Raw genomic sequence first — 25,986 nt, 5'->3', positions numbered from 1 at the left:
ATAAAGCGCAAGCGCGGTGTACGCTAGCGCTTAAATCAACAAATTTCGGGGATTACGGGGCCAGTCTGTCGATTTTCCAGCCGCCATTCTCGCGCTGGTATAAAAAGCGGTCATGCAGGCGATGCTCACCGCCCTGCCAGAATTCCATCTGCTCAATCGGAATGCGGAAGCCGCCCCAGAAGCTCGGCAGCGGAATTTCCCCCTGCTGGAACTTCTGTTTCAGCTCCAGGAATTTACTTTCCAGCACGCCGCGGGCAGAGATCCGGCTGGACTGTTTTGATACCCAGGCGCCAATCTGGCTGTCGCGCGGGCGGCTGTGGAAATACTTCACCACCTCAAGGGTCGAGAGACGTTCCGCTTTACCGGTGACCATCACCTGACGTTCAAGCATATGCCACGGGAACAGCAGGCTGATGCGCGGGTTGTTTTCTAAGTGGTGCGCCTTGCGGCTACCCAGATTGGTATAGAACACCAGCCCTTTCTCGTCGTAATGCTTAAGCAAGACGATGCGCTGATACGGTTGACCGTGTTCATCTACCGTCGCGACGACCATGGCCGTTGGGTCGGCCAGCTTCGCGTCGCAGGCCTGTTTCAGCCAGCGCTCAAAAAGCACGAGGGGTTCAGCGGGAAGATCCTGGCGACGCAGGCCGCCTTTGGTGTATTCACGGCGCAGATGCGCAATTTGCTGCAGTTCGTCGTTATCTGACATGGCGTTAGCTGATCTTGAGATTGGGTGGCGCTATTGTGCGCCGCCCCTGTAAAAATCTCAACGCTTCGGATTTTCAAGCTGGCAGTTGTTCAGCACAATGCGGTCGCGTTTGTAGACCGTGGCGCTGTCGCCTTTCGACCAGAAGACATAGATGCCGTCCGAATAACGCGCCCCGGAGGCCGAGATACCCTGTTTAAGGGTTAGCAGCTTGTTATCGTAAACGAAGCTGGCTTCCTGACGCGGGTTATTCAGCTTCACGGTCAGCGGTTTTTCATCGCAGCGATACTCCAGCGTATCGGTCTGCATGCGCTCAAGGAACTGGTTATAGACGGTGCATCCTGACAGCAATAAAGGCGCGGCAATAAGAAGAAGTTTTTTCATGGGCGTATTCCGAAGACTTTCCTGGTCCTGGAGGGCATGGCTGCCCCCCTGTTTTATTCCATTCTAACGACGAGCCGCCGCGCTGAATTTCAGTTAACTCTGATTATGACGAGGATTTGCAGGGAAAATCGCCCCGAGGACGCTGGCCTCGCGCGCGCCGGTTACCGACGGCAAATTCCCTGGCAGCCCGGCGATGGTGCGCCAGGCAAGCCAGGCGAAAGCCAGCGCTTCCATATCATCCCCGCTGATGCCGGCCTCGTCCGTCGTGGTCACCTCGGTGCCCGGCAGCAGCCCGGCAAGACGCGCCATCACCAGCGGGTTTCGGCTTCCCCCGCCGCACACCAGCAGGCGTTCGCAGCCGCCGCTGAGCAGCACTTGCTCAGAGATCGACACGGCCGTTAATTCGGCAAGCGTCGCCTGGACATCCTGCGGGGCGAGTGCCGGGAACAGCGCAAGCTGGCGCTCGAGCCAGCCAAAGTTGAAGTATTCTCGTCCCGTGCTTTTCGGCGCCGGTAAGGCAAAATAAGGGTCGCTGAGCATGGACTGCAGCAGCGGGAGAACCACTTTACCCTCGCTCGCCCACTCGGCGTTTTTATCGTACGGTTGACCGCACTGCCGCCAGATCCAGGCATCCATTAACATATTCCCCGGGCCGGTATCGTAGCCGCGAACGGGCTGCCCCGGAATAAGCATCGAGAGGTTAGCAATCCCGCCTATGTTGAGCACCATGCGGCGTTCTGTTGGGTGCGCCAGCAACGCCTGATGGAAGGCAGGCACCAGCGGCGCGCCCTGGCCGCCAAGCGCAATATCGCGGCGACGAAAATCCCCGACGACCGTTACGCCCGTCTTCGCCACAATCTGGTTGTTATCGCCGATTTGCAACGTATTCGGCGCGTCGCCAGTCGGCTCATGCCAGACGGTTTGTCCGTGACACCCGATGGCGACCACATCCTGGGGACGAAGATGTTCTTTTTGCATTAACGCCTGCACCGCATCCGCAAACAGCGCCCCCAGCCGAACATCAAGTTGACCAAGCTGGGAGAGGGTTAACTGCTGCCCCTGACAGATGCTCAGAATGTCCTCTTTTAGCGAAAGGGGGATTGGCCAGGTCAGGCTCGCCTGCTGTGCCACCATATGTTCGTCAATGGCGGCCAGAACGACATCTACCCCATCCAGACTGGTGCCCGACATCACACCAATGTAGCGACCCGATTTCATGCGCTTTCCTTACGTTGCGTGGGCTAAGGATATCCACTCAACCATAAACAGCGCTCCTTTGCCATCCGACGATAATATTTTTTAACAATGTCTTGCCGGTATGGCGAGTGGCTCCTGTTTATGTCTCGTTAAGTCAAATTCAAGTACAATTTTCTTATTGTTAGTGCAAAGATATGAACTATGGCTCTTTATGCCATATAATTTAGCCATAACGGATGCCTCCAGATGGGCGTTTTTGGTGAACAGGAGATTCAAATGATTGTACGTGTACTGGGCGTTTCGCTGATTGGTTTAACCCTGGCTGGCTGTGTGAACGACAGCTCGCTGTCTGGCGACGTTTACAGCGCTTCTGAAGCAAAACAGGTTCAGAGCGTGACTTACGGTACCGTTGTTAACGCCCGTCCTGTACAAATTCAGGGTGGTGATGAAAACAACGTGATGGGCGCAATCGGCGGTGCTGTACTGGGTGGTTTCCTGGGTAATACCGTTGGCGGCGGCACGGGCCGTTCTCTGGCAACCGCAGCGGGCGCTGTAGCGGGTGGTGTCGCGGGTCAGGGCGTTCAGGGCGCGATGAACAAAACCCAGGGTGTAGAGCTGGAAATTCGTAAAGACGACGGCAGCACCATTATGGTTGTTCAGAAGCAGGGCAACACCCGCTTCTCTGCGGGTCAACGCGTCGTGCTGGCGAGCAACGGCAGCCAGGTTACCGTTTCTCCGCGTTAATTAAAAATGGATGTGGTCTTCAGGCCACATCCATTAACAATATATATCACCCCCACAAATATATTTACAAAATATATTCACCACACACATTATTAAACGCGCCATATATTGTTTCTGCGCAAAGTATTTAGCGTGCTAATTGATTAAACTCTTCGCAATCATCTCTTCATAATTATTTTAATTTGTAAAACTTTATATGCTTGCGAATAGTCGTTCTGTAAAAGGTCGTTATATCTCGTTCTGTTTCGGTTGCTTTGTCGTCATCGGAATATTACAGGCTTTATTTTCAAAACTGGTTGACTGGGTTCCGTCCTTTTCGCCTCTTTTGTTCCCCACACTCACCATTTTTTTACTCGTGTTTCACCTGTTTATTGCCTGTTTTATGGCGATGAAATACTGGTGTGATAAGCGGCGGCTCTATCTGATTGCCATCTCATTTGCCTTTGCCGGTTCGGCCTTGCTGATGGTCGGAACATTGACCAGCTTTCCGGCGTGGCTGGATCTCTATCAATTCAACGTTGTGAACTACAACGATGCGATGATCTACTATATGTTCCGCCACCTCTTAATGGCGGTGCTGATGATCGTTTCGGCATTACTTTATCCCACGCGCAATCTGCCCCTTTCACGGCTGGCGCATATCATCATCGTTAGCGGTTCATTTCTTTTTACCGCATGTATGGTGATTCTGGCCTGGATGTATTCCAGCCATTCCCCGTTTTTATCCCTCGATCTGGTTGATAATGAAACGCGGCAGTTTATGGTTCTCTGGAGCCACAGCATTAATATTTCATTAATCGTTTTCTGGGTCGTGACACTAGCCACGCTGATGTTTATTACGCGCGTGCGTAATCTGTTCTGGGTAGGCGGTAATTTTCTGTGTGTCTGCTATGTCGTCACGCTCGCTATGCTGTTGGTAGGCGGACATGCAGAAGATATATCCTGGTATCGTGCTCGATTATTTGAAACCGTCGCGACGCTGATTATTATTTTTGTGCTGCTCTATGATGTCTTCAGGTTGTATCGTGACTCCCATTTGAAGTATCAGCAGTCGTATCAAAATTCGATTCGCGATCCGCTCACGCGCCTTTATAACCGCAGCTACTTTTATGAATCGTTAAACCAGGCGCTGGGCATCGCCAAACCCAGCCGCCCGGTTTCGGTTATCGTCAGCGATCTCGATCGTTTCAAGCGTATCAACGACAACTACGGTCACCTGCAGGGAGATAAAGTCCTGCAGTTTGTCGCCAATCTGCTGATGGACTCCGTACGTCCGCAGGATATCGCAGCGCGAATCGGCGGCGAAGAGTTTGTCCTGATGCTGGCAAACACCTCCGCAGAAGACGCATATCAGGTGGCGGAGCGCATTCGGTTGAAGCTAAGCGGTTTTGATAAAATTAGCAGCGAGGGTCAGTTACCAGAGCCGATTACCATCAGCATGGGGGTGTTTACGGCAACCTCTTCGTCGGTAAGCGCAGAAGCGTGCGTGGAAAGTGCCGATAAGGCGATGTATGAAGCGAAAGAGACGGGCCGTAACCGCGTCGTTGTCTTTAAGTAAAAACAAGGCCTTGCAGATGCAAGGCCGTGTTGTCTGGTCAGTCGCGAGACTGTAGCTCGTGAATGTTTTGCTCAAGGCGCGCAATGAGGCTGATGAGCATTTCCAGCTCCGTCGGTGAAACCCCTGAAAGGATTTCACCGCGCGTTTTGGCGATCACCGCTTCCATTTCAGTGATGATAGGCGCCGCTTTCTCCGTCAGCTTAATGCGCTTGGCGCGACGATCGCTGGCGCAGGTTTGCCGGGAGATCAGTCCCTTCTCTTCCAGTTGGTCAAGCGTGCGCACCAGCGACGGTTGCTCAATGCCTATCGCTTTAGCCAGTTGAATTTGCGACTGGTCGGGCGGCAGCTGATGAATGTTGTGCAACGTGACCCAATGCGTCTGCGTCAGTTCCAGAGGTTTCAGGCGATGGTCAATCAGAGCACGCCAGACGCGTACCAACCTTGCCAGATCAGAACCTAATGGCGATTCCAATTTCATCTCCTTATAATTAGCTTGCTAAGTTATTATACTGATTTTAGAATAGTGTGCAGCATTTGTATTGGCAAAACAAATGCAATACTGCATTCATCGGACTCAAAAGTATGACTTACACTGAATTATGATGCTTCTTCATACTCAGACAAGCCAACGCGGCATTCTGTTCACTGCAAAGGATTTCTGCCTGTGATCTTTTTTCATCGCTCAGAAGGTTTACCCCTTCAGGACCTGATCTTCGGTGCGTCAGTCTACTTTCCTCCCCTGTTTAAAGCCGTGCTGGTGGGCTTTGTTCTCTGGCTCATCGCGCATCGCCTGCTTCGCGACTGGATGTACTCCGGCGAAATCTGGCACCCCATGCTGATGGATCTCTCCCTGTTTGCCCTCTCCGTATGCCTGGGCCTTGCTGTTCTGATCGTGTGGTGAATATGCCTCTGAAAACGCTGAAGTACTTTTCCACCCTGTTCGTTCTTGTCCTCGCCCTGGCTGCTGGATGGTGGTTGTGGAATTATTATATGCAGTCCCCCTGGACCCGTGATGGCAAAGTTCGCGCTGAGCAGGTCAGCATCACCCCCCAGGTCTCGGGAAGTATCACAACGCTGCTGGTTAAGGATAACCAGTACGTTAAAAAGGGAGAGGTGTTATTCCGCATCGACGACACCCCGTATCACATTGCGATTCTGAACGCCCAGGCGCAGCTGGCAAAAGCCCAGTCTGACCTTGCAAAGGCCAATAATGAGGCCAATCGCCGCCGTCACCTGTCGAAAAACTATATCTCCGCGGAAGATTTAGATACCGCCAATATTAACGTCAAGGCCATGCAGGCAAGCGTCAACGTGGCTGAGGCCACGCTGAAGCAGGCGCAGTGGGAGTTAACCCAAACCGTGGTCACCGCCCCCGTCGACGGATGGGTGACCAACCTCTCCGCCCGGGTGGGAAATTATGCCACCGCCGGTCAGCCGGTTTTTGCGCTCGTCGACAGCCACTCGTTCTACGTCGTGGGCTATTTCGAAGAGACCAAGCTTCGTCATATCCATGAAGGCGCACCCGCCGCCATAACGCTGTATAGTGGCCCGCAAAAGTTACAGGGTCACGTTTCCAGCATTGGCCGCGCCATTTACGATCAAAGCGTTGAAACGGATTCCGGGCTGGTGCCGGACATCAAGCCGAACGTACCGTGGGTGCGCCTGGCTCAACGCGTGCCTGTGCGCGTGGAGTTTGACCGTTTACCCGAGGACATCACGCTGGTTTCCGGCACCACCTGCACTGTCTCTATCGGAACCCGTTAATGAAGCTGCAGGCGCTCTCCTGGCAAAACACGCCGTGGATGAAAGCGACGCGCCCCCAGTGGCGCTACGCGCTGCGTAACGGCATTGCCATGTGCCTGGCGCTGACTGTCGCCTATTATCTGAACCTGGATGAACCCTACTGGGCGATGACCTCCGCGGCGGTGGTAAGCTTCCCCACCGTTGGCGGGGTGATCAGCAAAAGCCTTGGCCGTATCGCAGGTAGCCTGCTGGGCGCCACCGCGGCGTTAATTATTGCGGGCCATACGCTGAACGATCCGTGGCTGTTCCTGCTGAGCATGGCGGCATGGCTGGGTTGCTGTACCTGGGCCTGCGCCCATTTCACCAATAACGTGGCCTATGCTTTCCAGCTGGCGGGCTATACCGCCGCCATTATCGCCTTCCCGGTCGTCAACGTGCTCGACACCACCGAGCTATGGGATATCGCACAGGCGCGCGTCTGCGAAGTCATTGTCGGGATCCTCTGCGGCGGATTTATGATGATGATCCTGCCCAGCACCTCTGACGGCACTGCGCTTATCACTGCGCTGAAAACCATGCATACCCGGCTGCTGGAACATGCGAGCCTGCTGTGGCAACCGGATACAAGCGATGACATCCGCCTCGCGCATGAAAAGGTTATCGGGCAGATCCTGACCATGAATCTGTTGCGAATTCAGGCGTTCTGGAGCCATTACCGTTTTCGCCGTCAGAACACGCTGCTTAACTATTTGCTGCACCAGCAGCTGCGCATGACCAGCGCTATCTCCAGCCTGCGCCGAATGCTGCTCAACTGGCCGACACCGCCAGAAAACACTCGCGCGGTAATCGAAACCCTGCTCGCGGCGCTCGCGCGACCGGATGCGGACATCTATACCGTCGCGAAGATTATCGCCCCGCTCGCCCCGGTGGATGAGTTTGATTATCGCCATCGCGCCTTCTGGCAGCGGCTGAATTACTTTTGTCGGCTATACCTGCGCAGCAGCCGCTGGATTAAGGCGGTTGAGAATGCTACCCCGGTCACGGAGTTCGCCGTTCCCGGCAGCCCGGCTCTCGCACGTCACACCGATTATCTGGAAGCGCTGTGGAGCGGTTTTCGCACCTTCAGCGCACTGATGCTGGTGGGGGCGTGGAGCATTACCACGCAGTGGGAGTCAGGTTCTGCGGCGTTAACGCTTGCCGCTATCAGCTGCGTGCTTTACTCCGTCGCGGCCTCGCCGTTTAACTCGCTTACGCTGCTGCTGCGAACGCTTGTTTTGCTATCACTGTTCAGTTTTGTGGTGAAGTTTGGCCTGATGGTGCAGATAAGCGATCTCTGGCAGTTTCTGCTATTCCTGTTTCCGCTGTTAACTACGATGCAGCTCCTTAAGCTGCAAATGCCGAAACTGGCGGGTCTGTGGGGGCAGCTGATTGTCTTTATGGGCTCGTTTATCTCCGTGACGAATCCGCCTGTGTATGATTACGCCGCTTTTCTGAATGACAACCTGGCAAAGATCCTTGGCGTCGGGCTGGCGTGGCTGGCCTTCGCGGTGTTGCGTCCCGGCTCTGACGCACGCAAAAGCCGTCGACATATCCGTGAATTGCGCAGAGGGTTTGTCGACCAGCTCAGCCGCAAGCCGCATCTGCAAGAAAGCGAGTATGAATCGCTGGTTTATCACCACGTTAGCCAGTTAAATAACAGCCAGGACGCGCTGTCCCGACGCTGGCTGCTGCGCTGGGGGGTGGTGCTGTTGAACTGCTCGCACGTGGTCTGGCAGCTTCGCGCATGGGAAACTCGCTCCGATCCGCTGTCGCAGGTACGTGATGTGTGTATCTCTCTGCTACGCGATGTGATGAGCGAGCGCGGCGTTCAGCAGCGGCCTCTGGAGGCCACGCTGGCTGAACTGCAGCGGATCTGCGACACCCTTGCCCGGCATCATCTTCCCGCAGCCCGCGATTTGGCCTCGATAATCTGGCGCCTGCACTGCTCGCTGTCGCAGCTGGAACAGGCGCCCCCGCCAGGAACGATTGGGGATCAGATTACGCCGCAGGCATAGCGCGCCCCGCCGCCGCCAAGCGGTTTAGGCTGATCGGACATGTTATCGCCGCCCACATGGATCATCAGCGCTTTGCCTTTGACCTCATCCAGCTTTTTCAGCCGCGGGGCCACGACCGGATCCGTGGCTTTACCGTCATTGTTTACCACCAGCACCGGCAAGTCGCCCAGGTGTCCCATACCTTCAGGCCCTTCATGTTTACCTGAATTCTGCGGGTCGAGGTGGCCCCCTGCTGCTTCCGCTGCCGACGGTTTACCCTCTTTCATGGCTGGCTGACAGCTCCCTTTGGCATGAACATGGAAGCCGTGTTCGCCCGGCGGGAGTGCTTTAAGATCGGGTGCGAATTCCAGCCCTTTATCGGTCTCGGTGATTTTCACCGTCCCGATGGACTGACCCACACCCTGTGAGGTGACGAGATTCATTTCTACTTCGTCGCTGGCTGCCTGCGCCCCTGCGCAAACAACCAGCGTGACCAATGCCAGAGTAAAACGCTTCATATGACCTCCGCTGGTTATTTTTTGCCCCTTAAGTGTATACCAGGGGCACAGATTTCACCGGAAAGTCACCTTCTTGCGGTTTAAGGCACGTCGTAACCCAGCGCGGCCTTGCGGATGCGGAACCACTGCTGGCGGGTCATCTGCAGCTCTTCGGCGGCCAGCGCGGAACGGACGCGTTCAATTTTCCCGGAGCCAATAATCGGCAGCGGTTTTGACGGCAGACGCAGGATCCAGGCGTAAACCACCTGCTCTATGCTCTGGGCGTTCAGCTCGCGGGCGATGGTTTCCAGCTCATTGCGCAGCGGCAGGAACGCATCATCATTAAACAGGCGTCCACCGCCGAGGCACGACCAGGCCATCGGGTGAATGCGCAGCTGCTGCAGCTGGTCGAGCGTACCATCCAGCAGCAGCGGCTGATGAACCGGGGAGATCTCAACCTGGTTAGTGGCGAGCGTAAACGGCAGACGAGACTGAAGCAGGGCAAACTGGGCCGGGGTAAAGTTGGAGACGCCGAAGTGACGCACCTTCCCGCTCTGATGCAGGCTCAGGAAGGCTTCCGCCACCTCGTCGGCATCCATGAGCGGGTCCGGACGGTGAATCAGCAGCAGGTCGATACGATCGGTTGCCAGATTGACCAGCGACTGCTCGGCGCTCTTGATGATATGGGCGCTGTCGGTGATGTAGTGGCCGAGGGCATGCTCCGGTTTGGCCGTGGTGGCAATACCGCATTTGGTAACGATCTCCATGCGCTCCCGGAGTGCCGGAACCAGCTTGAGCGCCTCGCCAAAGGCGGCTTCACACTGATAGCCACCGTAAATATCCGCATGATCGACGGTTGTTACCCCTAAATCGATATGCTCTTCAATAAAGCTTGCCAACTGGAGGGGGGACATATTCCAGTCCATCAGGCGCCAGTAGCCCATCACAAAACGGGAGAATTCTGGCCCCTGGGGGGCAAGGGTAATACGCTGAACCATAACATTTTCCTCAAGGACGTGATGTCATGAGTATACGCAATTACCGCATTAAAACAGTGAAGGTTGCTGGGGTTCTTCGGTCTCAGAGGCTTTGTTTGCGCGGATTTTGCGCAGAAGTCGCTGTCTGCAGAGGCGCAGCACATCCTGCTTTTGCGTGTCGCTGAAGTTTTGCCAGTTGAAACGCTCGTCACGGGTACGCATGCACCCGCGGCAATAACCGCGTTCATCGGACTGACAAATCCCCCGGCACGGGCTCTGGATGGGGAAAAACTCCAGTTGCTCTGCCACACTCACCTCCGGTTAACCTCTCTCACCTACAGTGAAGACGCTAAAAGCGCCGCGTGCAAGGGCTTTACCACAGTTTTGTGGCATTAAGGTTTCACTAATCTTCCCTCTTTATACTCGCCACATCATGACAATGACAGGTTTTACGATCGATGTGGTTAAGTAAAAAGTTACAATGTAACGACATAAAATTTACTCTGGGCTGTGCACTCTTTTTTACTCTGCTTAACGGGCTGTTTATCCAGCGCAGCTGGGCCATTATTGCCCCTGCGCATCTGCACGATATTCTCTTCGCCGCATCCGTGCCGGTGGTGCTGTTTTGTGGCTGGGTCATTGTATTTAGCCTGCTCAATATCCCGTATATCCGTAAGCCGCTGATGATCGTCTTAACTGTCGGGTGCGCTGCGGCAACTTACTTTATGTTTACCTACGGCGCGGTCATCGATCAGAACATGATTGTGAACGTGTTCGAAACTAACTCCCAGGAAGCCACCGCGCTGGTGACCCCGCAGATGATTCTGTGGATTGTCATAGCCGGTCTTGTTCCATCCCTGATGCTGGCGCTGACCCGCATTCGTACCGGCAAATGGTGGTACGCCCTGCTGACGCGTGTTGCCGCGATGCTCGGTGCCCTGCTGGTGATTATTCTTATCGCCGCAGTGTTTTATAAAGATTACGCGTCGCTGTTCCGCAATAACAAAAGCATCGTCAAAATGGTCACTCCGGCGAACTACGTCAGCGCCGTGGTGAAATACAGCAAGATGCGCTGGTTTGCCGGCGATCAAACGCTGGTGCGGATTGGCGAAGATGCGCACAAAGGCGCGCTGATTACGGGTCAGCAGAAGAAAACCGTTCTGGTGCTGGTCATCGGCGAAGCGTCGCGCGCGGCGAACTACTCCCTCAATGGCTACGGGCGTGAAACCAACCCCGAGCTGAAAAAGCAGGATGTGATTAACTTCCCGCAGGCCTCCTCGTGCGGCACTGAAACCGCCGTATCCGTTCCGTGCATGTTCTCCGGTATGACGCGCAGCAAATACGATGCCGACCTGGCGCACCATCAGGAAGGGCTGCTCGACGTACTCAACCATGCGGGTATCAACCTCCTTTGGCGCGACAACGACGGTGGCTGTAAAGGTGCCTGCGATCGTATTCCCCATACCGACATGACGCAGTGGAAGCTGGATCAGTTCTGCAAAGACCAGTCCTGTATTGATGACGTGAATTTCTACCGCCTGGACAACGTGCTGGACGGTCTGAAGCAGGACACGGTGCTGGTTATCCACCTGATGGGCAGCCACGGCCCGGCGTACTATCGACGTTACCCGGATAATTTCCGTAAATTCACCCCCACCTGCGACACCAACGAAATTCAGGATTGCGACCATCAGGCGCTGATGAACACCTATGACAATACCATCCTGTATACCGACAGCATGGTCAGCAAAACCATTGATGCGCTGAAAGCCCGTCAGGCGAACATGAACACCGCGCTGATTTACCTCTCGGATCACGGGGAATCGCTCGGTGAAAGCGGTATTTATCTGCACGGCACGCCGTACATGCTGGCGCCGGAGCAGCAGACGCACATTCCGTTTATGTTCTGGCTGTCCCCGGACTATGCGAAAAACTTTGGCATCAACGCGCAGTGTTTACGCGACCACGCAGCAAAAAATGCGGTTTCGCAGGACAATTTATTCTCGACGGTGCTGGGCATGATGGACGTTAAATCAAGCGTTTATCAGCAACAGCTGGACATTCTGAATGCGTGTCGCCGGTAACAGCGCTTGCATTAGACCGAACGGTCTATTAGAGTGAATCCATGAGCAGAAATACTGAACACGACACGCGCGAACATCTCCTGGCGACCGGCGAGCGGCTGTGCATGCACCGCGGCTTCACCGGTATGGGGTTGAGCGAGCTATTAAAAACCGCTGAGGTACCGAAAGGGTCGTTTTATCACTACTTTCGGTCCAAAGAGGCCTTTGGCGTGGCGATGCTGGAGCGGCACTATGCTGCTTACCACCAGCGCCTCGCGACCCACTTCGCCACGGGGGAAGGTAACTATCGGGATCGTGTTCTGAACTACTACCAGGAAACGCTGAACCAGTTCTGTCAGCAGGGCATTATCAGCGGATGCCTGACGGTTAAACTCTCTGCCGAAGTGTGCGATCTCTCAGAAGATATGCGCACTGCAATGGATAAAGGCGCCAGCGGCGTTATCGCCCTGCTGGCGCAGGCGCTGGCGAAGGGGCGCGAAGAAAATACGCTCGCCTTCCCCGGGGATCCCTTAACGCAGGCTCAGGTGCTCTACTCCCTCTGGTTAGGCGCCAACCTGCAGGCTAAAATTTCTCGCAGTGCCGTGCCGCTCGAAAGCGCGCTGGCACATGTGATAAGTACGATTACTGCGCCTGGCGCTTAGCAGGCGTTTTTATTTACGTTATTACTAGTCGACTGGTCTACTCAGGAGTCGTTATGTCAGCTGAAAAATTATTTACCCCCTTAAAAGTGGGTGCCGTCACCGCGCCAAACCGCGTGTTTATGGCTCCGCTTACCCGTCTGCGCAGCATTGAGCCGGGTGATATCCCAACCCCACTGATGGGTGAATACTATCGTCAGCGCGCCAGCTCTGGCCTGATCATCACTGAAGCCACGCAGATTTCTGCTCAGGCCAAGGGATATGCGGGTGCGCCGGGGCTGCACAGCCCGGAGCAGATCGCCGCATGGCAGAAAATCACCGCGGGCGTTCACGCTGAAGACGGTCGCATTGCAGTCCAGCTGTGGCATACCGGTCGTATCTCCCACAGCAGCATTCAGCCTGGCGGTCAGGCGCCGGTTTCAGCGTCTGCCCTGAACGCGAACACCCGCACCTCCCTGCGCGATGAAAACGGCAACGCGATCCGCGTCGACACCTCTACGCCACGCGCGCTGGAGCTGGATGAGATCCCGGGTATCGTGAACGATTTCCGTCAGGCCGTGGCCAACGCCCGCGAAGCCGGTTTTGACCTGGTTGAGCTGCACTCCGCTCACGGTTACCTGCTGCACCAGTTCCTGTCACCGTCGTCTAACCATCGCACCGACCAGTACGGCGGCAGCGTCGAAAACCGCGCCCGCCTGGTGCTGGAAGTGGTTGACGCCGTTTGTCAGGAGTGGAGCCCGGACCGTATCGGTATCCGCGTCTCCCCAATCGGTACGTTCCAGAACGTCGACAACGGTCCGAATGAAGAAGCGGACGCGCTGTATCTGATTGAAGAGCTGGCGAAGCGCGGCATTGCCTATCTGCACATGTCCGAGCCGGACTGGGCCGGCGGTAAGCCTTATACGGAAGCCTTCCGTCAGAAAGTGCGCGAGCGCTTCCACGGGGTGATCATCGGTGCGGGTGCTTATACCCCTGAGAAAGCCGAAGATCTGATTAATAAAGGGCTGATCGACACCGTGGCGTTTGGCCGCGACTATATTGCCAACCCGGATCTGGTTGCTCGACTGCAGCAGAAAGCGGCCCTGAACCCGCAGCGTCCTGAGAGCTTCTACGGCGGCGGCGCGGAAGGCTACACCGACTACCCTTCACTGTAATCTCGCCATTGTTCATTGATAGCGGCGACACTTCGCCGCTATACTAAAACATCGTTTCTGTTCAAAAAAATAGTCTATTCCATTGGTTAATGAGGAAATTATGCGCCTACTTCACACCATGCTGCGCGTTGGCGATCTGCAACGTTCTATCGATTTCTACACTAACGTCCTGGGCATGAAGCTGCTGCGCACCAGCGAAAACCCGGAATACAAATACTCGCTGGCGTTCGTGGGTTACGGCCCGGAAACGGATGAAGCTGTCATTGAACTGACCTACAACTGGGGCGTGGACAGCTATGAGCTGGGCACCGCCTACGGCCATATCGCGCTGGAAGTGGATAACGCGGCCGAGGCGTGTGAACGCATTCGCAGCAACGGCGGTAACGTCACGCGCGAAGCCGGCCCGGTAAAAGGCGGCACCACCGTTATTGCCTTTGTAGAAGATCCGGACGGTTACAAGATCGAGCTGATTGAAGCCAAAGACGCGGGTCGCGGTCTGGGCAACTGATCCCTCAGGGCGCAACATGCGCCCGTAGTTTTACTGCATCACCCTGCAAAATTTGCCATAATGCGCACTGCTTTTTCCCCTTGTAAGAGACCCTGATGTCCGATAACGCTCAATTTAGCGGTCTGTGCGACCGTTTTCGTGGTTTTTATCCCGTTGTCATTGATGTAGAAACAGCCGGATTTAACGCTAAAACCGATGCGCTGCTCGAAATTGCCGCCATCACGCTGAAGATGGATGAACAGGGCTGGCTTACACCGGACACCACGCTGCATTTCCACATTGAACCTTTCGAAGGGGCAAACTTACAGCCGGAGGCGCTGGCGTTTAACGGTATCGATCCGCATAACCCGCTGCGTGGTGCAGTCAGTGAATATGATGCGCTGCACGCCATATTTAAAATGGTGCGTAAAGGCATGAAAGAGAGCAACTGCAGCCGCGCCATCATGGTAGCCCATAACGCCACCTTCGATCACAGCTTTACCATGGCCGCAGCCGAACGCGCGTCGCTCAAACGCAACCCTTTCCACCCGTTCGTGACCTTCGACACCGCTGCGCTAAGCGGCCTGGCGCTGGGACAAACGGTTTTATCCAAAGCCTGCATTACGGCGGGTATACCGTTTGACGGTACCCAGGCGCACTCCGCCTTATACGATACAGAGCGCACCGCAGAGCTGTTCTGTGAGATCGTCAACCGCTGGAAGCGTCTGGGCGGCTGGCCGCTGCCGATGGGCGACAGTGAAGAATAAAAAAAAGCGACCTCTTCAGGTCGCTTTTTTATTAACGCAGAAAATTACTCTGCGTCCGGCTCTTCCGTTTTGTACTTCGCCGCCGTCTCTTTGATCAGCTGCTGCAGTTCGCCGCGCTGATACATCTCAATCAGGATATCGCAGCCGCCCACCAGTTCGCCGTCTACCCACAGCTGCGGGAAGGTCGGCCAGTTAGCGTATTTTGGCAGCTCAGCGCGGATGTCCGGGTTCTGCAGGATATCAACGTAAGCAAAACGCTCACCACAGGCTGACAGCGCCTGAACCGCTTGCGCGGAGAAGCCGCAGCTTGGCAGCTTCGGAGAACCTTTCATATACAGCAGAATCGGGTTTTCAGCGATCTGGCGCTGGATTTTTTCAATAGTGGTGCTCATGTCTTGCTTCCTTTAACTTCTGTTACGGCAGTAGTCTGACATTGTAGCGGGTCAGGCTGGCATCGGAAAATAACATTTTCGTCACGTTTATATATTTTACCCCGACTCCACAAAAGTTGCATTGCAAATGGTGTTTACCCCTTCGCCCGTCAGGGTTTTGCTTAGGGAGTGAACAATTGTGCGTCAGAACGATGAATTTTTTTGCACTTGCTAACGAAACACGTTTTTAGATTGAAAAATGCTATTAACTTCTCGGGTTTTTATGGATTAGAATCGACGGGCTTTGTAAATCACACGCGGGTATTATTGATGACCTGCATATATCAGGGGACTGCCCAGTGGCGCGGATAACTAAAATCTCGATCACGCTCTGTGCTTTACTGTTTACATCTCTCACGTTAACGCCAGCGGCAAACGCCTCTCAGCAGGCGCGGCAATCTGCTGTACAAAAAAGCCATCTGGTGAAAGCCACAGAACGTAAGAAAAAAACCAGCAACAAGAACGACAAGAAAAAAACCACCGCTCAGACTAAACAAACCGCTTCCAGCAAGACGAAAACAAAATCTTCCCGCACTACCCGCACCGCCAAAAATAAAGCTTCGCAGACCGCCGCTAACCTCGTTACAGAAAAATGCATTACCCGTAAAGGCCATAAAGCAAAATGCACGAAGGTAACAAAGCTGGCGGATGTGCATAAAGTGCGTGTGCAAAAAGCGCAAAAAACCGCGATGAATAAACTGATGGGGCAGATTGGCAAACCTTATCGTTGGGGCGGCAGTTCGCCGCGTACCGGTTTCGACTGCAGCGGCCTCGTCTATTACGCTTATAAAGATCTGGTTAAATTCCGTATTCCACGTACCGCCAATGAGATGTATCACCTGCGCGATGCGTCACCGGTTAACCGGGGGGAGCTGGAAAACGGCGACCTGGTCTTCTTCCGCACTCAGGGTCGCGGTACGGCTGACCACGTGGGCGTCTACGTCGGCAACGGGAAATTCATCCAGTCTCCGCGCAGCGGTCAGGACATTCAGATCACCTCGCTCAGTGAAGATTACTGGGTACGTCACTACGTCGGCGCGCGTCGCGTCATGACGCCAAAAACCATTCGTTAATCCCTGCCCTGCCGCATCTGCGGCAGGGTAAGTTCCTCTTTTGCATACCCTTTCAATTTGCTATCCTGTCCTTGTTGTCTGTAGGGTTATTGGCAACACAAAATACAATAAGGAGAGAAGCAATGTCGTTCGAATTACCTGCACTACCGTATGCAAAAGACGCCCTGGCACCGCACATTTCTGCGGAAACCCTGGAATACCACTACGGCAAGCATCATCAGACGTACGTCACTAACCTGAACAACCTCATCAAGGGCACCGATTTTGAAGGCAAAACGCTGGAAGAGATCGTTCGCAGCTCAGAGGGTGGCGTTTTTAACAACGCGGCTCAGGTGTGGAACCACACTTTCTACTGGCACTGCCTGGCGCCGAATGCCGGTGGCGAACCTGCCGGTGAACTGGCAGCCGCCATCAACGCCGCCTTTGGCAGCTTTGCAGAGTTTAAAGCGAAGTTTACCGATGCCGCCATCAAGAACTTCGGTTCTGGCTGGACGTGGCTGGTAAAAGAGGCGGATGGCAAACTGGCTATCGTGTCCACGTCTAACGCGGGCACCCCGCTGACCACCAGCGCTACGCCGCTGATGACAGTGGACGTGTGGGAACATGCTTACTACATTGATTACCGCAATGCGCGCCCGAACTACCTGGAGCACTTCTGGGCTCTGGTTAACTGGGAATTTGTCGCGAAGAATTTCGCCGCGTAAGAGACACGCAGAAGGGGTAACCCTTCTGCGTTTTTGCTTATTCAGCCGTGCAAACCGCTTCAGGCTGTTTACGGCCGGACATCATCACCAGCAGCAGGCCGAGCGCGGCAATAATCGCCCCCATCACCGGCACAAAACTGTACCCCAGACCGCCTGAAATCACGGCGCCTCCGGCGGCGGCGCCCAGCGCATTGCCGAGGTTGAACGCCCCGATATTCACGGAAGACGAGAGACCCGGCGCCTCATGGGCGACACGCATCACGCGCATCTGCAGCGGCGGCACCACGGCAAAGGTGGCAGCGCCCCAGACAACCATCGCAATCGCCGCGCCGAATTCATTCTGCGCCAGCCACGGGATCGCGACCATAATGACAATCAGCAGGGTTAAAAAGCCCTTCAGCGTGCCGCTCACGGAACGGTCAGCAAATTTCCCGCCGAGATAGTTGCCAATCGAGAAGCCGACGCCAATCAGCACCAGCATCGCGGTAACAAAGAGTGGCGTTGCGTGGGTAATGTCGTGTAAGACCGGCGAAATGTAGGTGTAGAGGGTAAACATCGCTCCTGCCCCCAGCACGGTGGTCAGCAGCGCGGAAAGTACCTGCGGACGCATCAGCACCGACAGCTCTCTGCGTACATCAGGGCGTTCACCCGCACTGCCTTTTGGCAGGGAGAAGAACAACGCCGCCATCGCGACCACGCCCAGTCCGGCCGTCGCCAGGAAGGACATCCGCCAGCCAATGACCTCACCCAGCCAGGTTGCCGCAGGAACACCGCCGATGTTAGCGATGGTCAGCCCCATAAACATGGTGGCCACGGCGCTGGCCTGCTTGTGTTTTGGCACCACGCTTGCGGCCACGACCGAGCCCAGACCAAAGAAGGCACCGTGGTTGAGGCTGGTCAGAATGCGCGACAGCATCAGAGTGGTGTAATCCGGCGAAATGGCCGAAAGCACGTTGCCCAGGGTGAAAATCGCCATCAGGAAAATCAGCGCATTGCGGCGCGCGCGGTGCGAAAGCAAAAGCGTCATCAGCGGCGCTCCCACCATCACGCCGATGGCGTAGGCGCTGATTAACATCCCGGCGGCCGGGATCGAGACGTCCACGCCCCGGGCGATAACGGGCAGTAACCCCATCGGGGAGAATTCAGTGGTGCCAATCCCAAAAGCGCCAATCGCCAGGGCCAGCAGGGGAAAATTGATTTTCATGCGTCAACTCCGGATGCCGTGTCATGTGGTGACACAGAACAAAGAAGCGGAAAGCATGACATCAATCACAAAAAATGAGAAGTTAACAAAATGGCAAAAGATTTTTGCCAGAGAAGTAACAATCGGAGCGTTCGGGAGGGAGAAGGCTCTCCCCCCGCGTAAATCAATGCAGCGCAGCCGTCAGGCCAGCCGCCACAATCAGCGCCAGCACAATAACGGTGGTGAACAGCGAAAACTTCAGATCGGAACTCATCAATTTTTCTCCTTTTAATCCCCCCACGAAAAGTGAGCTTGCTCATTTTTGCACAGTTTACGTCAAAAATCTTCCTGGATTTAAGCTGATAAACACTTTACCTCTTCCCCTTTTCATCAAGATAGGCCAAAATTCCACGCTAAATTTATTAGCGTACCGGCCATTGACCCCCTCCTGACGTCCCGTGTCGTTTTCCCGGCGTGCCGCAATTCAAAATTGCGTGATAAGGGTGAGAGAAGGCAAACGTTTACCTTCAAGTTTTTCAGGAGTTTAGGATATGGTCTGGAGTGACATTTAATGGCAACAATTAAAGACGTAGCAAAACGCGCAAACGTTTCCACTACAACCGTATCACATGTAATTAACAAAACCCGTTTTGTGGCGGAAGAGACGCGCAACGCCGTCTGGGCAGCGATCAAAGAGCTGCACTACTCGCCAAGCGCGGTTGCGCGCAGCCTCAAGGTTAATCACACCAAGTCTATTGGTCTGCTGGCGACCAGCAGCGAAGCAGCCTATTTTGCCGAGATCATTGAAGCGGTAGAAAAAAACTGCTTCCAGAAAGGCTATACCCTGATTCTCGGCAACGCCTGGAACAGCATTGAAAAACAGCGCGCCTACCTGTCGATGATGGCGCAAAAGCGCGTGGACGGCCTGCTGGTGATGTGTTCAGAGTACCCGGAATCCGTGCTGTCGATGCTGGAAGAGTATCGCCATATCCCTATGGTGGTGATGGACTGGGGCGAAGCGCGCGCCGACTTCACCGACTCCGTTATCGATAACGCCTTCGAAGGCGGTTACATGGCGGGCCGTTATCTGATCGAACGCGGCCACCGCGAGATTGGCGTGATCCCGGGCCCGCTGGAACGCAACACCGGCGCGGGCCGCCTGGCTGGTTTTATGAAAGCGATGGAAGAAGCGCTAATCACCGTGCCGGAAAACTGGATCGTGCAGGGCGACTTTGAGCCGGAATCAGGCTACCGCGCGATGCAGCAGATCGTCTCCCAGCCGCACCGTCCAACCGCCGTCTTCTGCGGGGGCGATATCATGGCGATGGGCGCCCTCTGTGCGGCCGACGAGCTGGGTCTGCGCGTACCGCAGGACATCTCCGTGATCGGGTATGACAACGTGCGCAACGCGCGCTTCTTCACGCCAGCGTTGACCACCATTCACCAGCCGAAAGATTCACTGGGTGAAACCGCCTTCAATATGCTGCTGGACAGGATCGTCAACAAGCGTGAAGAGTCGCAGTCCATTGAAGTTCACCCTCGCCTCATCGAACGCCGTTCCGTTGCGGATGGCCCGTTCCGCGACTACCGTCGTTAATTTCATTGCGGAGCCAGTCAGTCTGGCTCCCGCAGCCACTCCCGGTTAAGCGTTTCGCTGTCCCCCAGATAGTCCAGCAGCCAGGCCATCGCCGGCGAGACATCATTTTGTTGCCAGGTGAGGCAGCAGGCCGCATCCGGGAACGGATTCTCCAGCGTTAGCTCAACCCACTCACCGGTGTCGATTCGCGGACGTGCAAAATGGGCGGGCACCATGCCTACGCAGAGCCCGGCACTGAGGCACGTCGCCGATGATCCCCAGTCGGGGGCGACAACCCGCCGCTGGTTGTCCAGCAGCCAGGTAATTCGCTTCGGCAGCGAGCGGGAGGTATCTTCCAGCACCAGCGACGGCCAGCTGCGCAGCGTATCGTCGCTCAGCGGCCCTTCCGTCGCCGCCAGCGGATGATCGCTTGCCACCACGCATTTCCAGCTCAGCATCCCCATATCGCGAAAGGCGTAACGTCCCCCGACCGGGATCGCCTGGGTCGCGCCAATCGCCATCTCTACCCTGCCGTCCGCCAGCGCATCCCAGACGCCGTTGAACACCTCCTGCGAGACCCGCAGTTCTACGTCAGAGAAATGCCGATAAAAATCGACAATCATCTGCCGGGTGCGCTCGGGCTTAACGATGTTATCCACCGCAATGGAAAGGTGCCCCCGCCAGCCGTTCGCGATCTGCTGGCATTGCTCGCGGGTGATCTGCATTTTTTTGATAACAGAACGCCCTTCCTTCAAAAACCATGCCCCTGCGGGCGTTAATTCAACATCACGATGCCGCCGTTCAAACAGCGGTACCGCCAGCCATTCCTCAAGCTGTCGCACCGTATAGCTGATGGCTGAAGGGACGCGGTGCAACTCCTGCGCCGCTCCGCTAAAGCTGCCGTTACGCGCGACAGCATCGACCACTTCAAGAGAATAATCTGACCACATTTTCTGCCTGCAAAAAATTTGAATGCACCCGCCAAATATTAGCGTTTCACAAGCGGCTTTGCACTCCCTACACTCAGCGCCAACATATACCTGCCTCCTCAGGAGAATAAAACAGTGCAACCCAGGAAAGGTTTTTTAGTCTGGCTCGGCGGCTTAAGCGTGCTGGGCTTTTTGGCCACCGATATGTACCTGCCGGCGTTTGCCGCCATGCAGGAAGATTTGCAAACCCCTGCCGCCGCCATCAGCGCCAGCCTGAGCCTGTTCCTGGCCGGTTTTGCCTTCGCACAGCTGCTCTGGGGACCGCTTTCGGATCGTTTTGGGCGTAAACCGGTGCTGCTGCTGGGGCTGGCCATTTTTGCCGTGGGCTGCCTGGGGATGCTATGGGTTCGCGATGCCACCTGGCTGCTGGTGCTGCGGTTTGTTCAGGCGGTCGGCGTCTGTGCCGCGGCCGTGACCTGGCAGGCGCTGGTCACCGACTACTACCCCGCGAACCGCACTAACCGTATTTTCGCCACCATCATGCCGCTGGTGGGGCTCTCACCGGCCCTCGCCCCGCTGCTGGGAAGCTGGATCCTCGCGCACTTTGACTGGCAGGCCATCTTTGCCACGCTGTTTGCCATTACGCTGGTGCTGATGCTGCCGGCGTTCGCCCTCAAGCCCGCGCATAAAAAAGAGGCGCCCGCAGACGCGAAGCCGATTACCTTCACCTCCCTGCTGAGCGCGAAAGCGTATCGCGGCAACGTTCTGATCTATGCCGCCTGCTCGGCGAGCTTCTTCGCGTGGCTGACCGGCTCGCCGTTTATTCTGCACGATATGGGCTATAGCCCGGCGGCCATTGGCCTGAGCTACGTTCCGCAGACCATCGCGTTCCTGGTGGGCGGGTACGGCTGTCGCGCGGCGCTGCAAAAATGGGAAGGCCAGCAGATGCTGCCGTGGCTGCTGGTGCTCTATGCGCTGAGCGTCATTGGCACCTGGGCCGTTGGCTTTATTCCGGGCGCGGGTCTGGCCGAAATATTGATTCCATTCTGCGTGATGGCCATCGCGAACGGGGCGATCTACCCTATCGTTGTGGCGCAGGCACTGCGTCCGTTCCCGCAGGCGACAGGCCGCGCGGCTGCGCTGCAGAACACCCTGCAGCTGGGGCTGTGCTTCCTGGCAAGCCTGGTGGTCTCCGCGCTGATTGCCACGCCGCTGCTGACGACAACCAGCGTGATGCTGGCTACCGTTGCGCTGGCCGTCATAGGCTATCGCATGCAGGCTTCCGCGCAGGATGAGAGCACGCAGGTAGAAACCTCGCATGCCTAATCGCGCCAGAAACTATGTTAATTTTCAGTGATTAGGTTGCTAAGAATTTTCTATTGAATCACCAAATTTTGAGGCCTATACTAAATTTGGTTCGATTAAATACGATAAATATTATGTGTTAACGGGAGCCGGAGTGCTCCCGTTTTACCATGGAAGGCATTTCGGCAAGGGTTATCTCCCTTCCTCTGTTCTACGTCGGATACTAGCCTCGCGGTATTTACCGTGAGATTTCTCACAAACCAAAAAAGCGTCTACGCTGTTTTAAGGTTCTGATCACAGTAGGGTGATGGAGAAGCTATGAGTTCATCGTGTATAGAAGAAGTCAGCGTTCCGGACGATAACTGGTCCCGGATCGTCAGTGAACTGTTAGGTCGGGCAGGCATCACTATCAACGGATCATCCCCATCGGATCCTCAGGTTAAACATCCCGATTTTTTTAAACGCGTGTTGCGCGAGGGGTCGCTAGGCCTGGGGGAAAGCTATATGGACGGCTGGTGGGAATGCGAACGGCTGGATACTTTTTTCGCCAGCGTGCTGCGTGCTGGTCTGGAAAAACAGCTCCCCCGTAATCTTAAAGACACCCTGCGTGTCGCCTCTGCCCGTCTCTTTAACCTGCAAAGTAAAAAGCGTGCCTGGATCGTCGGCAAAGAGCATTATGATCTCGGCAACGATCTGTTCAGCCGCATGCTGGACCCCTTCATGCAATACTCCTGCGCCTACTGGAAAGAGGCGTCGACGCTTGAAGAGGCTCAGCAGGCCAAGCTGCGCCTGATTAGCGAGAAATTGCAGTTGCAGCCCGGTATGCGCGTGCTGGATATTGGCTGCGGCTGGGGCGGGCTGGCGTATTTTATGGCGAAGCACTACGGCGTCAGCGTGGTCGGCGTCACCATTTCCGCTGAACAGCAAAAAATGGCGCAGGAGCGGTGCCTGGGGTTTGATGTGGATATCCGCCTGCAGGATTACCGGGATCTGAACGAACAGTTTGACCGGGTCGTTTCCGTGGGCATGTTCGAGCACGTCGGGCCGAAAAATTACGACACCTATTTCGAGGTGGTGGACCGTAATCTGAAACCGGACGGTATTTTCCTGCTGCACACCATCGGCTCTAAGCGGACCGACAATAACGTTGACCCGTGGATCAACAAATACATCTTTCCGAATGGCTGTTTACCGTCCGTACGCCAGATTGCCAACGCCAGCGAATCCCATTTCGTGATGGAAGACTGGCATAACTTCGGCGCGGATTACGACACCACGTTAATGGCGTGGCATGCACGTTTTCAGGAAGCCTGGCCTGAAATTGCGGACAACTATTCTGAACGATTCAAGCGGATGTTTAGCTATTATCTGAATGCCTGCGCGGGGGCGTTTCGCGCGCGAGATATTCAGCTCTGGCAGGTTGTTTTTAGCCGTGGGATTGAACACGGCTTGCGGGTCGCACGCTAGAAAAATAACCCCGGCCAGCCGGGGTTATTTTTTATTCTTCTTCTACAGCTTTAATTATTGCGGCTTCTTTTGCGGCCAGCACGCGCTCAACGGTATCTACAACCGCCTGGGTTTGCGGATCGATTTCGATATTCACGCGATGCCCCAGTTTTTTCGTACCCAGCGTGGTGCGCTGCAGCGTCTCGGGAATTAAATGCACGCAAAAACGCGTCGGAGTAACTTCTCCCACCGTCAGACTAATCCCATCAATGCCAATAAACCCTTTATAGAGGATGTATTTCATTAATGACGGGTCCTGCACTTTAAACCAGATTTGACGGTTATTTTCTGATGTGACGATTTTCGCCACTTCGGCGGTGGTCATGATGTGCCCGGACATCAGATGGCCGCCAATCTCGTCGCTGAACTTCGCCGCGCGCTCAACGTTGACGGTGTCCCCCACCACCAGCTCGCCCAGGTTGGTAATACGCAGCGTCTCTTTCATTAAATCAAAGCTAATCTGGTTGCCATTAATTTCGGTGACGGTCAGGCAGCAGCCGTTATGGGCAACCGAGGCGCCAGTTTCGATGCCGTCGAGCATATATTCCGGCAGCTCTACAACATGAGTACGAAAATTAGGTTTTTCATCAATGGACACCACTTTGGCGGTGCCCTGCACAATACCAGTAAACATGCTTACAACTCCTGTTTTTTCCGGACGGTGGTGACACCGTTTAATCCCACCACAATAACAGTTGGAAAAACAGGTTGCCAGCGGAGCGCATTTTCTGGCGATTTTTTCACTAGATAAATAGCTAAAGCCCGCTACAATAGCTGGCACCCCCCTGCATTTTCTTCTTGCTGCCCGTTTCGGCGGCTTTTTTAGTCTCTCATATAACTACAAAATAAAGGTGTTCACGTGCAGAAGTACATGAATGAAGCGCGCCAGCTATTGGCACTGGCTATACCAGTGATCGTCGCGCAGGTGGCCCAGACCGCAATGGGATTTGTGGATACGGTAATGGCGGGTGGCTACAGCGCCACCGATATGGCGGCCGTTGCCATCGGCACGTCAATCTGGCTGCCGGCCATCCTGTTCGGCCACGGTCTGCTGCTCGCCCTCACCCCGGTTATCGCTCAGCTTAATGGCTCGGGTCGTCGCGAGCGTATTGCCCATCAGGTCCGCCAGGGTTTCTGGCTGGCAGGGTTTGTCTCCGTGCTGATTATGGTCGTGCTCTGGAACGCGGGTCATATCATCCGCGCCATGCATAATATTGACCCGGCGCTGGCAGACAAAGCCGTGGGCTATCTGCGCGCCCTGCTCTGGGGTGCGCCCGGCTACCTCTTTTTCCAGGTCGCCCGTAACCAGTGTGAAGGGCTGGCGAAAACCAAGCCCGGCATGGTGATGGGCTTTATCGGCCTGCTGGTGAATATTCCGGTGAACTACATCTTTATCTACGGCCATTTCGGCATGCCGGAGCTGGGCGGCGTCGGTTGCGGCGTGGCGACGGCCGCCGTTTACTGGGTCATGTTCTTCTCTATGCTTACTTTTGTGAAGCGCGCCCGCTCCATGCGCGATATTCGTAACGAGAACAGATTCAGCACGCCGGACTGGAACATCATGACGCGCCTGGTGCAGCTGGGGCTGCCGATTGCCCTTGCGCTGTTCTTTGAGGTGACCCTGTTTGCCGTGGTCGCCCTGCTGGTCTCCCCGCTGGGCATTGTGGACGTCGCCGGGCACCAGATCGCGCTGAACTTCAGCTCTCTGATGTTTGTTCTGCCCATGTCGCTGGCCGCGGCAGTGACGATCAGCGTGGGTTTCCGCCTGGGGCAAGGCTCGACGCTTGATGCGCAAACCGCCGCGCGCACCGGATTAGGCGTTGGCGTCTGCATGGCCATTTGCACGGCGCTTTTTACCGTGGCGCTGCGCGAGCAAATTGCCCTGCTCTATAACGATAATCCGGAGGTCGTCACGCTGGCATCGCACCTGATGCTGCTGGCCGCGATTTACCAGATTTCTGACTCCATTCAGGTGATTGGCAGCGGCGTATTGCGCGGCTATAAAGACACGCGTTCGATCTTCTTTATTACCTTTATCGCCTACTGGGTGCTGGGTCTGCCTACTGGCTACGTGTTGGCGCTGACCGATCTGGTCGTTGATCGCATGGGGCCAGCCGGATTCTGGATGGGCTTTATCATCGGACTGACGTCGGCGGCGATCATGATGATGATGCGCATGCGCTTCCTGCAGCGCCAGCCGTCAACGGTAATTTTGCAGCGCGCTGCGCGTTAACTACGCAGTAGCCGCCAGCTGGCGGCTACTTTCTCTTCACTTTGCGCGGTAATGAAGCAATCGCGTGAAATCAGAGA

28 protein-coding genes are annotated in these 25,986 nt (G+C 55.4%); 16 read left to right on the top strand and 12 right to left on the bottom strand.

Translation table 11 applies throughout. The features are described from left to right. Nucleotides 1-52: 52 nt before the first annotated feature. The 3 genes from pdxH to anmK form a co-directional block, all read right to left on the bottom strand. Nucleotides 53-709, bottom strand: coding sequence for a pyridoxamine 5'-phosphate oxidase (pdxH, locus tag IM303_RS02665; protein ID WP_049000865.1), 657 nt, complete (start codon nt 707-709; stop codon nt 53-55). 57 nt (nt 710-766) lie between these two features. Next, nucleotides 767-1,090 carry a C-type lysozyme inhibitor gene (mliC, locus tag IM303_RS02660; RefSeq protein WP_049000864.1) on the bottom strand — a complete coding sequence of 108 codons (324 nt, stop codon included), beginning with the start codon at nt 1,088-1,090 and terminating at the stop codon, nt 767-769. Nucleotides 1,091-1,183: 93 nt separating this feature from the next. Beyond that, entirely contained in the window at nt 1,184-2,308 is a 1,125-nt protein-coding gene (anmK, locus tag IM303_RS02655) for an anhydro-N-acetylmuramic acid kinase (RefSeq protein ID WP_049000863.1), read from the bottom strand. 255 nt (nt 2,309-2,563) lie between these two features. Here anmK and slyB point away from each other — a divergent pair, with 255 nt between their 5' ends. Next, the gene (gene slyB / locus IM303_RS02650) at nt 2,564-3,031 is read left to right on the top strand and encodes an outer membrane lipoprotein SlyB (RefSeq protein WP_028012906.1); all 468 of its coding nucleotides are present in this window, start codon (nt 2,564-2,566) and stop codon (nt 3,029-3,031) included. 196 nt (nt 3,032-3,227) lie between these two features. After that, nucleotides 3,228-4,589, top strand: coding sequence for a GGDEF domain-containing protein (locus tag IM303_RS02645; RefSeq protein WP_049000860.1), 1,362 nt, complete (start codon nt 3,228-3,230; stop codon nt 4,587-4,589). Between the two features lie 37 nt (nt 4,590-4,626). On the opposite strand, the gene slyA is transcribed toward IM303_RS02645, so the two are convergent. After that, nucleotides 4,627-5,067 (bottom strand): transcriptional regulator SlyA, encoded by a 441-nt coding sequence (gene slyA, locus IM303_RS02640; protein WP_193359556.1) that lies wholly within the window; start codon nt 5,065-5,067, stop codon nt 4,627-4,629. A gap of 186 nt (nt 5,068-5,253) precedes the next feature. Between slyA and IM303_RS02635 the strand changes: the two genes are divergently transcribed. From IM303_RS02635 to IM303_RS02625, 3 genes are read left to right on the top strand one after another with little or no spacing between them, the layout of a single operon-like run. Beyond that, nucleotides 5,254-5,490 carry a DUF1656 domain-containing protein gene (locus IM303_RS02635; RefSeq protein ID WP_028012903.1) on the top strand — a complete coding sequence of 79 codons (237 nt, stop codon included), beginning with the start codon at nt 5,254-5,256 and terminating at the stop codon, nt 5,488-5,490. 2 nt (nt 5,491-5,492) lie between these two features. Continuing rightward, the gene (locus IM303_RS02630; RefSeq protein ID WP_049000858.1) at nt 5,493-6,353 is read left to right on the top strand and encodes an HlyD family secretion protein; all 861 of its coding nucleotides are present in this window, start codon (nt 5,493-5,495) and stop codon (nt 6,351-6,353) included. Beyond that, the gene (locus IM303_RS02625; RefSeq protein ID WP_041910337.1) at nt 6,353-8,386 is read left to right on the top strand and encodes an FUSC family protein; all 2,034 of its coding nucleotides are present in this window, start codon (nt 6,353-6,355) and stop codon (nt 8,384-8,386) included. Before IM303_RS02630 ends, IM303_RS02625 begins: the two co-directional genes overlap by 1 nt. Here the strand turns inward: IM303_RS02625 and sodC are convergent. The 3 genes from sodC to IM303_RS02610 form a co-directional block, all read right to left on the bottom strand. Beyond that, the gene (gene sodC, locus IM303_RS02620) at nt 8,365-8,883 is read right to left on the bottom strand and encodes a superoxide dismutase [Cu-Zn] SodC (RefSeq protein WP_028012900.1); all 519 of its coding nucleotides are present in this window, start codon (nt 8,881-8,883) and stop codon (nt 8,365-8,367) included. The two genes, IM303_RS02625 and sodC, sit on opposite strands and share 22 nt — an antisense overlap. Before the next feature lie 80 nt (nt 8,884-8,963). Continuing rightward, the gene (locus IM303_RS02615; protein WP_049000855.1) at nt 8,964-9,860 is read right to left on the bottom strand and encodes an aldo/keto reductase family oxidoreductase; all 897 of its coding nucleotides are present in this window, start codon (nt 9,858-9,860) and stop codon (nt 8,964-8,966) included. Between the two features lie 48 nt (nt 9,861-9,908). Then, a complete protein-coding gene (locus tag IM303_RS02610; protein ID WP_028012898.1) occupies nt 9,909-10,148 on the bottom strand; it encodes a DUF1289 domain-containing protein in 240 nt (79 codons plus the stop codon). 149 nt (nt 10,149-10,297) lie between these two features. Between IM303_RS02610 and eptA the strand changes: the two genes are divergently transcribed. The 5 genes from eptA to rnt all read left to right on the top strand — a co-directional run bounded on the left by eptA (nt 10,298) and on the right by rnt (nt 14,969). Then, nucleotides 10,298-11,923: a phosphoethanolamine transferase EptA gene (gene eptA / locus IM303_RS02605; protein WP_193359555.1), complete on the top strand. Its 1,626-nt coding sequence runs from the start codon at nt 10,298-10,300 to the stop codon at nt 11,921-11,923. Nucleotides 11,924-11,964: 41 nt separating this feature from the next. Further along, nucleotides 11,965-12,564, top strand: a complete 600-nt coding sequence (locus IM303_RS02600) for a TetR/AcrR family transcriptional regulator (RefSeq protein WP_047368408.1) — start codon at nt 11,965-11,967, stop codon at nt 12,562-12,564. 53 nt (nt 12,565-12,617) lie between these two features. After that, entirely contained in the window at nt 12,618-13,715 is a 1,098-nt protein-coding gene (locus tag IM303_RS02595) for an alkene reductase (protein WP_193359554.1), read from the top strand. A gap of 100 nt (nt 13,716-13,815) precedes the next feature. Continuing rightward, a complete protein-coding gene (gene gloA, locus IM303_RS02590; RefSeq protein ID WP_013096923.1) occupies nt 13,816-14,223 on the top strand; it encodes a lactoylglutathione lyase in 408 nt (135 codons plus the stop codon). 95 nt (nt 14,224-14,318) lie between these two features. Then, nucleotides 14,319-14,969, top strand: coding sequence for a ribonuclease T (gene rnt / locus IM303_RS02585; RefSeq protein WP_028012894.1), 651 nt, complete (start codon nt 14,319-14,321; stop codon nt 14,967-14,969). A 44-nt stretch (nt 14,970-15,013) separates the two neighbouring features. On the opposite strand, the gene grxD is transcribed toward rnt, so the two are convergent. Continuing rightward, on the bottom strand, nt 15,014-15,361 hold the full coding sequence (grxD, locus tag IM303_RS02580; RefSeq protein ID WP_003832760.1) for a monothiol glutaredoxin 4: 348 nt from the start codon (nt 15,359-15,361) through the stop codon (nt 15,014-15,016). A 338-nt stretch (nt 15,362-15,699) separates the two neighbouring features. On the opposite strand from grxD, the gene IM303_RS02575 reads away from it, so the two are divergent. Then, complete coding sequence (locus tag IM303_RS02575; RefSeq protein ID WP_047368407.1) at nt 15,700-16,473, top strand: C40 family peptidase; 774 nt, start codon at nt 15,700-15,702, stop codon at nt 16,471-16,473. A gap of 122 nt (nt 16,474-16,595) precedes the next feature. Further along, nucleotides 16,596-17,177: a superoxide dismutase [Fe] gene (gene sodB / locus IM303_RS02570; RefSeq protein ID WP_049000847.1), complete on the top strand. Its 582-nt coding sequence runs from the start codon at nt 16,596-16,598 to the stop codon at nt 17,175-17,177. Between the two features lie 37 nt (nt 17,178-17,214). On the opposite strand, the gene IM303_RS02565 is transcribed toward sodB, so the two are convergent. Together IM303_RS02565 and IM303_RS02560 are read right to left on the bottom strand one after the other, a co-directional pair. Then, nucleotides 17,215-18,381: an MFS transporter gene (locus tag IM303_RS02565; RefSeq protein WP_041910346.1), complete on the bottom strand. Its 1,167-nt coding sequence runs from the start codon at nt 18,379-18,381 to the stop codon at nt 17,215-17,217. A 163-nt stretch (nt 18,382-18,544) separates the two neighbouring features. Further along, a complete protein-coding gene (locus IM303_RS02560; protein WP_020688313.1) occupies nt 18,545-18,634 on the bottom strand; it encodes a YnhF family membrane protein in 90 nt (29 codons plus the stop codon). A 297-nt stretch (nt 18,635-18,931) separates the two neighbouring features. Here IM303_RS02560 and purR point away from each other — a divergent pair, with 297 nt between their 5' ends. After that, nucleotides 18,932-19,957, top strand: coding sequence for an HTH-type transcriptional repressor PurR (gene purR, locus IM303_RS02555; protein ID WP_008500597.1), 1,026 nt, complete (start codon nt 18,932-18,934; stop codon nt 19,955-19,957). 17 nt (nt 19,958-19,974) lie between these two features. On the opposite strand, the gene punR is transcribed toward purR, so the two are convergent. Beyond that, complete coding sequence (gene punR / locus IM303_RS02550; protein ID WP_028012890.1) at nt 19,975-20,886, bottom strand: DNA-binding transcriptional activator PunR; 912 nt, start codon at nt 20,884-20,886, stop codon at nt 19,975-19,977. Between the two features lie 114 nt (nt 20,887-21,000). Here punR and punC point away from each other — a divergent pair, with 114 nt between their 5' ends. Together punC and cfa are read left to right on the top strand one after the other, a co-directional pair. Then, nucleotides 21,001-22,191 (top strand): purine nucleoside transporter PunC, encoded by a 1,191-nt coding sequence (gene punC, locus IM303_RS02545; protein ID WP_028012889.1) that lies wholly within the window; start codon nt 21,001-21,003, stop codon nt 22,189-22,191. A 297-nt stretch (nt 22,192-22,488) separates the two neighbouring features. Continuing rightward, on the top strand, nt 22,489-23,637 hold the full coding sequence (gene cfa / locus IM303_RS02540) for a cyclopropane fatty acyl phospholipid synthase (RefSeq protein ID WP_193359553.1): 1,149 nt from the start codon (nt 22,489-22,491) through the stop codon (nt 23,635-23,637). A gap of 31 nt (nt 23,638-23,668) precedes the next feature. Here the strand turns inward: cfa and IM303_RS02535 are convergent, their stop codons facing one another. After that, nucleotides 23,669-24,310, bottom strand: coding sequence for a riboflavin synthase subunit alpha (locus IM303_RS02535; protein WP_192970967.1), 642 nt, complete (start codon nt 24,308-24,310; stop codon nt 23,669-23,671). Nucleotides 24,311-24,535: 225 nt separating this feature from the next. Here IM303_RS02535 and mdtK point away from each other — a divergent pair, with 225 nt between their 5' ends. Then, nucleotides 24,536-25,909 carry an MdtK family multidrug efflux MATE transporter gene (gene mdtK, locus IM303_RS02530; protein WP_193359552.1) on the top strand — a complete coding sequence of 458 codons (1,374 nt, stop codon included), beginning with the start codon at nt 24,536-24,538 and terminating at the stop codon, nt 25,907-25,909. Nucleotides 25,910-25,986 lie beyond the last annotated feature (77 nt).

Origin of the sequence: Enterobacter cloacae complex sp. P38RS (assembly GCF_014930775.1) — a bacterium.
Lineage (GTDB): Bacteria > Pseudomonadota > Gammaproteobacteria > Enterobacterales > Enterobacteriaceae > Enterobacter > Enterobacter bugandensis.
This window is presented reverse-complemented; position numbering and strand designations above follow the sequence as displayed.

Excerpts from the sequence above, each read along its gene's own strand:
- pdxH (WP_049000865.1), bottom strand. The coding sequence starts at position 709 with ATGTCAGATAACGACGAACTGCAGCAAATTGCGCATCTGCGCCGTGAA.
- mliC (WP_049000864.1), bottom strand. The coding sequence starts at position 1,090 with ATGAAAAAACTTCTTCTTATTGCCGCGCCTTTATTGCTGTCAGGATGC.
- anmK (WP_049000863.1), bottom strand. The coding sequence starts at position 2,308 with ATGAAATCGGGTCGCTACATTGGTGTGATGTCGGGCACCAGTCTGGAT.
- slyB (WP_028012906.1), top strand. The coding sequence starts at position 2,564 with ATGATTGTACGTGTACTGGGCGTTTCGCTGATTGGTTTAACCCTGGCT.
- IM303_RS02645 (WP_049000860.1), top strand. The coding sequence starts at position 3,228 with ATGCTTGCGAATAGTCGTTCTGTAAAAGGTCGTTATATCTCGTTCTGT.
- slyA (WP_193359556.1), bottom strand. The coding sequence starts at position 5,067 with ATGAAATTGGAATCGCCATTAGGTTCTGATCTGGCAAGGTTGGTACGC.
- IM303_RS02630 (WP_049000858.1), top strand. The coding sequence starts at position 5,493 with ATGCCTCTGAAAACGCTGAAGTACTTTTCCACCCTGTTCGTTCTTGTC.
- IM303_RS02625 (WP_041910337.1), top strand. The coding sequence starts at position 6,353 with ATGAAGCTGCAGGCGCTCTCCTGGCAAAACACGCCGTGGATGAAAGCG.
- sodC (WP_028012900.1), bottom strand. The coding sequence starts at position 8,883 with ATGAAGCGTTTTACTCTGGCATTGGTCACGCTGGTTGTTTGCGCAGGG.
- IM303_RS02615 (WP_049000855.1), bottom strand. The coding sequence starts at position 9,860 with ATGGTTCAGCGTATTACCCTTGCCCCCCAGGGGCCAGAATTCTCCCGT.
- eptA (WP_193359555.1), top strand. The coding sequence starts at position 10,298 with ATGTGGTTAAGTAAAAAGTTACAATGTAACGACATAAAATTTACTCTG.
- IM303_RS02600 (WP_047368408.1), top strand. The coding sequence starts at position 11,965 with ATGAGCAGAAATACTGAACACGACACGCGCGAACATCTCCTGGCGACC.
- IM303_RS02595 (WP_193359554.1), top strand. The coding sequence starts at position 12,618 with ATGTCAGCTGAAAAATTATTTACCCCCTTAAAAGTGGGTGCCGTCACC.
- gloA (WP_013096923.1), top strand. The coding sequence starts at position 13,816 with ATGCGCCTACTTCACACCATGCTGCGCGTTGGCGATCTGCAACGTTCT.
- rnt (WP_028012894.1), top strand. The coding sequence starts at position 14,319 with ATGTCCGATAACGCTCAATTTAGCGGTCTGTGCGACCGTTTTCGTGGT.
- grxD (WP_003832760.1), bottom strand. The coding sequence starts at position 15,361 with ATGAGCACCACTATTGAAAAAATCCAGCGCCAGATCGCTGAAAACCCG.
- sodB (WP_049000847.1), top strand. The coding sequence starts at position 16,596 with ATGTCGTTCGAATTACCTGCACTACCGTATGCAAAAGACGCCCTGGCA.
- IM303_RS02565 (WP_041910346.1), bottom strand. The coding sequence starts at position 18,381 with ATGAAAATCAATTTTCCCCTGCTGGCCCTGGCGATTGGCGCTTTTGGG.
- IM303_RS02560 (WP_020688313.1), bottom strand. The coding sequence starts at position 18,634 with ATGAGTTCCGATCTGAAGTTTTCGCTGTTCACCACCGTTATTGTGCTG.
- purR (WP_008500597.1), top strand. The coding sequence starts at position 18,932 with ATGGCAACAATTAAAGACGTAGCAAAACGCGCAAACGTTTCCACTACA.
- punR (WP_028012890.1), bottom strand. The coding sequence starts at position 20,886 with ATGTGGTCAGATTATTCTCTTGAAGTGGTCGATGCTGTCGCGCGTAAC.
- cfa (WP_193359553.1), top strand. The coding sequence starts at position 22,489 with ATGAGTTCATCGTGTATAGAAGAAGTCAGCGTTCCGGACGATAACTGG.
- IM303_RS02535 (WP_192970967.1), bottom strand. The coding sequence starts at position 24,310 with ATGTTTACTGGTATTGTGCAGGGCACCGCCAAAGTGGTGTCCATTGAT.